Origin of the sequence: Dactylosporangium sp. NPDC050588 (genome assembly GCF_040654975.1) — a bacterium.
Lineage (GTDB): Bacteria > Actinomycetota > Actinomycetes > Mycobacteriales > Micromonosporaceae > Dactylosporangium > Dactylosporangium maewongense.
This window is the reverse complement of sequence record NZ_JBFAJA010000230.1, coordinates 1-1,639: the sequence shown is the minus strand read 5'-3', so window position 1 is coordinate 1,639 and position 1,639 is coordinate 1. Positions and strand designations below refer to the sequence as shown.

The following is a 1,639-nucleotide window of genomic DNA, read 5'->3' as shown; positions in this document are numbered from 1 at the left end:
GCCTCGATCTCACCGGGCTCGATCCGGAACCCGCGGACCTTCACCTGGTCGTCGGAGCGCCCCTCGAACACGAGGTCACCGTCCGCGGTCCAGCGGGCCCGGTCACCCGAGCGGTACATCCGCTCACCAGCACCGAACGGACTCGCCACGAACCGGCTGCTGGTGAGGCCCGCACGGCCGGCGTAGCCACGGGCAAGTTGGGCACCCGACACGTACATCTCGCCGGCCACACCCACCGGGACCGGCTGGAGGCGCTCGTCCAGGACGAACACCCGCAGGCCCGGTAGTCCCCGGCCGATGACGCTGCCGGACACCGGACCGTCGAGGAGGCGGTAGGTGACGTGAACCGTCGTCTCCGTGATGCCGTACATGTTCACCAGCTGGACACCGCGGTCCCACCACGCGGTGAGGCGCGCCGGGTCCAGGGCCTCGCCGCCGAACACGACCACGCGCAGGTCGCTCGGTGCCGGGGTCAGCTGGTAGAACGCCGACGGGGTCTGGTTCAGCACCGTGACCCGCTCGCGGACCAGCAGGTCCCAGAAGTCCGCCGGGGACCGGGACACGTCGAACGGGACCACGACCACGGTGCCGCCGTGCAGCAGGGCGCCCCACAGCTCCCACACCGAGAAGTCGAACGCGAACGAGTGGAACCACGTCCACACGTCATCCGCACCGAACGCGAACTGCTCCGCCGTCGCGGCCAGCAGCGTCATCACGTTGCGGTGGGACACGACGACGCCCTTCGGCGTGCCGGTCGACCCCGACGTGTAGATCACGTACGCCGGGTGGTCCAGCAGCAGGCCCGGCACCTCCACCGGGGCGTCACTGTCCGGAACTTCAGACAGGTCGGTCAGCAGCAGCGCCGGACGGGCGTCGGCGAGCATGAACGCCACCCGCTCCGCCGGATACGCCGGATCGATCGGCAGGTAGCCCGCACCGGCCTTCAGCACACCCAGCAGCGCCACGACCAGGTCCGCCGAGCGCGACATCTGTACCGCGACCAGATCCTCCGGCCGCACACCACGGTCCACCAGGAGGCGGGCCACCCGGTTGGAGCGGGCGTCCAGCTCCGCGTAGGACAGGCGCGCGTCACCGTCGACCAGCGCGATCGCCGCCGGCGTGGCGGCGGCCCGCGCGGCGAACACCGACGGCAGCGTCCCCGCCGGCGCCACGTCGACCGCCGGGTTCCAGTCCGACAGGACCTGCCGGCGCTCGGCGGGGTCGAGGACGTCCACATCGGACAGGCGGGCCGTCGGCTCGGCGGCGACGGTGGCGAGGACGCGGAGCAGCCGGTCGGCGAGGCGGGTCACGGTGCCGGCGGTGAACAGGTCCGCGGCGCCGGTGACGTCGCCGGTGAGGCCGGCCGGGGCGCCGTCCGTGGTGTACCGCTCCGACACCGCCACGTCGAGGTCGAATTTGGCCGCCGGTGCCGCCCCGGCGGACGCCGTGACGGTGACGCCGGGCAGTTCGAGCACCGGGTCGGCGGTGTTCTGCACGGTCAGCATCACCTGGAACAGCGGATGCCGCGACAACGACCGCGCCGGCGACAACTCCTCCACCAGACGCTCGAACGGCACATCCGCATGCTCGAACGCCGCCAGACCACCCTCCCGCACCCGACCCAACAACTCCACGAACG

Annotated in this window: 1 protein-coding gene; it reads right to left on the bottom strand. The window is 72.1% G+C overall.

The window, feature by feature from the left end:
• The coding region (locus AB0I21_RS57455; protein WP_360574526.1) for an amino acid adenylation domain-containing protein at positions 1-1,577 on the bottom strand (1,577 nt) is incomplete at its 3' end.
• Positions 1,578-1,639 lie beyond the last annotated feature (62 nt).